Origin of the sequence: Enterococcus gilvus ATCC BAA-350 (genome assembly GCF_000407545.1) — a bacterium.
Classification (GTDB): Bacteria; Bacillota; Bacilli; order Lactobacillales; family Enterococcaceae; genus Enterococcus_A; species Enterococcus_A gilvus.
The window spans coordinates 3,032,501-3,038,269 of record NZ_ASWH01000001.1 but is presented as its reverse complement, the minus strand read 5'-3'; the positions used below and the strand labels follow the sequence as shown (position 1 = coordinate 3,038,269).

Sequence of the window (5,769 nt, the reverse complement as noted above, 5' to 3'; positions counted from 1 at the left end):
CCGGATTTATTGGGCGTAAAGCGAGCGCAGGCGGTTTCTTAAGTCTGATGTGAAAGCCCCCGGCTCAACCGGGGAGGGTCATTGGAAACTGGGAAACTTGAGTGCAGAAGAGGAGAGTGGAATTCCATGTGTAGCGGTGAAATGCGTAGATATATGGAGGAACACCAGTGGCGAAGGCGGCTCTCTGGTCTGTAACTGACGCTGAGGCTCGAAAGCGTGGGGAGCAAACAGGATTAGATACCCTGGTAGTCCACGCCGTAAACGATGAGTGCTAAGTGTTGGAGGGTTTCCGCCCTTCAGTGCTGCAGCTAACGCATTAAGCACTCCGCCTGGGGAGTACGACCGCAAGGTTGAAACTCAAAGGAATTGACGGGGGCCCGCACAAGCGGTGGAGCATGTGGTTTAATTCGAAGCAACGCGAAGAACCTTACCAGGTCTTGACATCCTTTGACCACTCTAGAGATAGAGCTTCCCCTTCGGGGGCAAAGTGACAGGTGGTGCATGGTTGTCGTCAGCTCGTGTCGTGAGATGTTGGGTTAAGTCCCGCAACGAGCGCAACCCTTATTGTTAGTTGCCATCATTTAGTTGGGCACTCTAGCGAGACTGCCGGTGACAAACCGGAGGAAGGTGGGGATGACGTCAAATCATCATGCCCCTTATGACCTGGGCTACACACGTGCTACAATGGGAAGTACAACGAGTCGCGAAGTCGCGAGGCTAAGCTAATCTCTTAAAGCTTCTCTCAGTTCGGATTGTAGGCTGCAACTCGCCTACATGAAGCCGGAATCGCTAGTAATCGCGGATCAGCACGCCGCGGTGAATACGTTCCCGGGCCTTGTACACACCGCCCGTCACACCACGAGAGTTTGTAACACCCGAAGTCGGTGAGGTAACCTTTTGGAGCCAGCCGCCTAAGGTGGGATAGATGATTGGGGTGAAGTCGTAACAAGGTAGCCGTATCGGAAGGTGCGGCTGGATCACCTCCTTTCTAAGGAAATAGTTCATCTTAGATGAACGTTACGGAAACTACACAGGCTTGCTTTTATTCGTTCAGTTTTGAGAGGTCTACTCTCAAATCGTTCATTGAAAACTGGATACAGAAACAAAATGTTAAACAAACCGAGAACACCGCGTTGAATGAGTTTTTTAATAAGTTCAATTGCTTATTTATTACTAAGGAACATGATCGCTCATGGAAATTAGTAAGACCCTTGACGCAAGTCAAGATAAGGTTAAGTGAATAAGGGCGCACGGTGGATGCCTTGGCACTAGGAGCCGATGAAGGACGGGACTAACACCGATATGCTTCGGGGAGCTGTAAGTAAGCTTTGATCCGGAGATTTCCGAATGGGGAAACCCAGCATCTTTTATAGGATGTTACTTTTCAGTGAATACATAGCTGAATAGAGGTAGACGCAGAGAACTGAAACATCTAAGTACCTGCAGGAAGAGAAAGAAAAATCGATTCCCTGAGTAGCGGCGAGCGAAACGGGAAAAGCCCAAACCAAGAGGCTTGCCTCTTGGGGTTGTAGGACTCCAATATGGTAGTTCAGTGAGATAGTCGAAGGACCTGGAAAGGTCTGCTAGAAAGGGTAAAAGCCCCGTAGACAAAATTTGACTGGCACCTAGGAGGATCCTGAGTACGGCGGAACACGAGGAATTCCGTCGGAATCCGGGAGGACCATCTCCCAAGGCTAAATACTCCCTAGTGACCGATAGTGAACCAGTACCGTGAGGGAAAGGTGAAAAGCACCCCGGAAGGGGAGTGAAATAGATCCTGAAACCGTGTGCCTACAACAAGTTAGAGCCCGTTAATGGGTGATAGCGTGCCTTTTGTAGAATGAACCGGCGAGTTACGATTACTTGCGAGGTTAAGTTGAAAAGACGGAGCCGCAGCGAAAGCGAGTCTGAATAGGGCGAATGAGTAAGTGGTCGTAGACCCGAAACCATGTGATCTACCCATGTCCAGGTTGAAGGTGCGGTAAAACGCACTGGAGGACCGAACCCACGTACGTTGAAAAGTGCGGGGATGAGGTGTGGGTAGCGGAGAAATTCCAAACGAACTTGGAGATAGCTGGTTCTCTCCGAAATAGCTTTAGGGCTAGCCTCAGAGTAAGAATGATGGAGGTAGAGCACTGTTTGGACTAGGGGCCCATCTCGGGTTACCGAATTCAGATAAACTCCGAATGCCATCCATTCATCTCTGGGAGTCAGACTGTGAGTGATAAGATCCATAGTCGAAAGGGAAACAGCCCAGACCACCAGCTAAGGTCCCCAAATAACTATTAAGTGGAAAAGGATGTGGGGTTGCACAGACAACTAGGATGTTGGCTTAGAAGCAGCCACCATTTAAAGAGTGCGTAATAGCTCACTAGTCGAGTGACCCTGCGCCGAAAATGTACCGGGGCTAAATAGTTTACCGAAGCTGTGGAGCACACCATGAGGTGTGTTGGTAGGAGAGCGTTCTAAGGGCGTTGAAGGTAGATCGTGAGGACTACTGGAGCGCTTAGAAGTGAGAATGCCGGTATGAGTAGCGAAAGACAGGTGAGAATCCTGTCCACCGAATGACTAAGGTTTCCTGGGGAAGGCTCGTCCGCCCAGGGTTAGTCGGGACCTAAGCCGAGGCCGAAAGGCGTAGGCGATGGATAACAGGTTGATATTCCTGTACCCGTTGTTTTTGTTTGAGCAATGGAGGGACGCAGGAGGCTAAGGAATCAGACGATTGGAAATGTCTGTCCAAGCAACAAGTCTTGATGTGAGTCAAATGCTTACGTCTCTAAGGACAAGTTGTGATGGGGAGGGAAATATAAGTACCGAAGTTCCCGATGTCACACTGCCGAGAAAAGCTTCTAGTAAGAAAACAATGGCCCGTACCGCAAACCGACACAGGTAGTCGAGGAGAGAATCCTAAGGTGAGCGAGAGAACTCTCGTTAAGGAACTCGGCAAAATGACCCCGTAACTTCGGGAGAAGGGGTGCTGATCTAACGATCAGCCGCAGTGAATAGGCCCAAGCGACTGTTTATCAAAAACACAGGTCTCTGCAAAATCGAAAGATGACGTATAGGGGCTGACGCCTGCCCGGTGCTGGAAGGTTAAGAGGAGTGCTTAGCGTAAGCGAAGGTACGAATTGAAGCCCCAGTAAACGGCGGCCGTAACTATAACGGTCCTAAGGTAGCGAAATTCCTTGTCGGGTAAGTTCCGACCCGCACGAAAGGCGTAACGATTTGGGCACTGTCTCAACGAGAGACTCGGTGAAATTTTAGTACCTGTGAAGATGCAGGTTACCCGCGACAGGACGGAAAGACCCCATGGAGCTTTACTGCAGTTTGATATTGAGTGTTTGTACCACATGTACAGGATAGGTAGGAGCCGTAGAAGTCGGGACGCTAGTTTCGACAGAGGCGCTGGTGGGATACTACCCCTGTGTTATGACCACTCTAACCCGCACCACTAATCGTGGTGGGAGACAGTGTCAGATGGGCAGTTTGACTGGGGCGGTCGCCTCCTAAAGAGTAACGGAGGCGCCCAAAGGTTCCCTCAGAATGGTTGGAAATCATTCGCAGAGTGTAAAGGCACAAGGGAGCTTGACTGCGAGACCTACAAGTCGAGCAGGGACGAAAGTCGGGCTTAGTGATCCGGTGGTTCCGCATGGAAGGGCCATCGCTCAACGGATAAAAGCTACCCTGGGGATAACAGGCTTATCTCCCCCAAGAGTCCACATCGACGGGGAGGTTTGGCACCTCGATGTCGGCTCGTCGCATCCTGGGGCTGTAGTCGGTCCCAAGGGTTGGGCTGTTCGCCCATTAAAGCGGCACGCGAGCTGGGTTCAGAACGTCGTGAGACAGTTCGGTCCCTATCCGTCGCGGGCGTTGGAAATTTGAGAGGATCTGTCCTTAGTACGAGAGGACCGGGATGGACTTACCGCTGGTGTACCAGTTGTCTCGCCAGAGGCATCGCTGGGTAGCTATGTAGGGAAGGGATAAACGCTGAAAGCATCTAAGTGTGAAGCCCACCTCAAGATGAGATTTCCCATTTCTTTAAGAAAGTAAGATCCCTGAGAGATGATCAGGTAGATAGGTCAGGAGTGGAAGTGCAGTGATGTACGGAGCAGACTGATACTAATCGATCGAGGACTTAACCAAAAAAATTGATTCACGGTAGTTTAACTGTTTCTGATCCAGTTTTGAGTGAACGACGTTTACTCAGATAAAGCATAGTGTGGTGGCGATAGCGGGAAGGATACACCTGTTCCCATGTCGAACACAGAAGTTAAGCTTCTTAGCGCCGATTGTAGTGAGGGGTTGCCCCTTGTGAGATTAGGACGTCGCCACGCGAATTCCATCCTTTATGTGGGATGGAATTTTTATTTCAAAAGTAATGGTTTCTTGTCATAGAATTATTTTTTTTGATTGACAAAATGCTATTGCTGGTTATAGTGATAAAAGCAACGTATTTTTGAGTTTGGACTGATAAACAAAATTCGTTAAATGAAACTATTGACACTTTTATAGTATTAAGTTATTATAACTAAGTTACTGAAGGGTTAATCATAGTTTTGAACAAACTTCAAAAAAGTTGTTGACATTCACTCAGTAACCTGTTAAGATGTAAAAGTTGCTGAAACAAAGCAACAAACAACGTAGACCTTTGAAAACTGAACGAATAAAACAAACCAAATGTGTAGGGCGCTTCTATTCTATAGAAGCAAACAACATAGCAAGCAATATGCTAGCAAGTCAATTATTAAAATTGAGCTTAACAATCGCAAGATTGTTTCAAACACTTTATATGAGAGTTTGATCCTGGCTCAGGACGAACGCTGGCGGCGTGCCTAATACATGCAAGTCGAACGCTTTTTCTTTCACCGGAGCTTGCTCCACCGAAAGAAAAGGAGTGGCGAACGGGTGAGTAACACGTGGGTAACCTGCCCATCAGAAGGGGATAACACTTGGAAACAGGTGCTAATACCGTATAACAATAGAAACCGCATGGTTTCTATTTGAAAGGCGCTTTTGCGTCACTGATGGATGGACCCGCGGTGCATTAGCTAGTTGGTGAGGTAACGGCTCACCAAGGCAACGATGCATAGCCGACCTGAGAGGGTGATCGGCCACATTGGGACTGAGACACGGCCCAAACTCCTACGGGAGGCAGCAGTAGGGAATCTTCGGCAATGGACGAAAGTCTGACCGAGCAACGCCGCGTGAGTGAAGAAGGTTTTCGGATCGTAAAACTCTGTTGTTAGAGAAGAACAAGGATGAGAGTAAAATGTTCATCCCTTGACGGTATCTGACCAGAAAGCCACGGCTAACTACGTGCCAGCAGCCGCGGTAATACGTAGGTGGCAAGCGTTGTCCGGATTTATTGGGCGTAAAGCGAGCGCAGGCGGTTTCTTAAGTCTGATGTGAAAGCCCCCGGCTCAACCGGGGAGGGTCATTGGAAACTGGGAAACTTGAGTGCAGAAGAGGAGAGTGGAATTCCATGTGTAGCGGTGAAATGCGTAGATATATGGAGGAACACCAGTGGCGAAGGCGGCTCTCTGGTCTGTAACTGACGCTGAGGCTCGAAAGCGTGGGGAGCAAACAGGATTAGATACCCTGGTAGTCCACGCCGTAAACGATGAGTGCTAAGTGTTGGAGGGTTTCCGCCCTTCAGTGCTGCAGCTAACGCATTAAGCACTCCGCCTGGGGAGTACGACCGCAAGGTTGAAACTCAAAGGAATTGACGGGGGCCCGCACAAGCGGTGGAGCATGTGGTTTAATTCGAAG

At 49.2% G+C, this 5,769-nt stretch carries 4 rRNA genes (1 of these 4 running past the window's edge); all 4 read left to right on the top strand.

Annotated features, from left to right (window positions below):
• Window positions 1–988, top strand: a 16S ribosomal RNA gene (locus I592_RS15060); the annotation flags it as partial.
• A gap of 242 nt (window positions 989–1,230) precedes the next feature.
• Window positions 1,231–4,143: ribosomal RNA gene (locus I592_RS15055) — 23S ribosomal RNA — on the top strand.
• A gap of 75 nt (window positions 4,144–4,218) precedes the next feature.
• A 5S ribosomal RNA gene (rrf, locus tag I592_RS15050) occupies window positions 4,219–4,334 on the top strand.
• Window positions 4,335–4,785: 451 nt separating this feature from the next.
• Window positions 4,786–5,769 (top strand): 16S ribosomal RNA (locus tag I592_RS15045) (it continues 575 nt past the right edge of the window).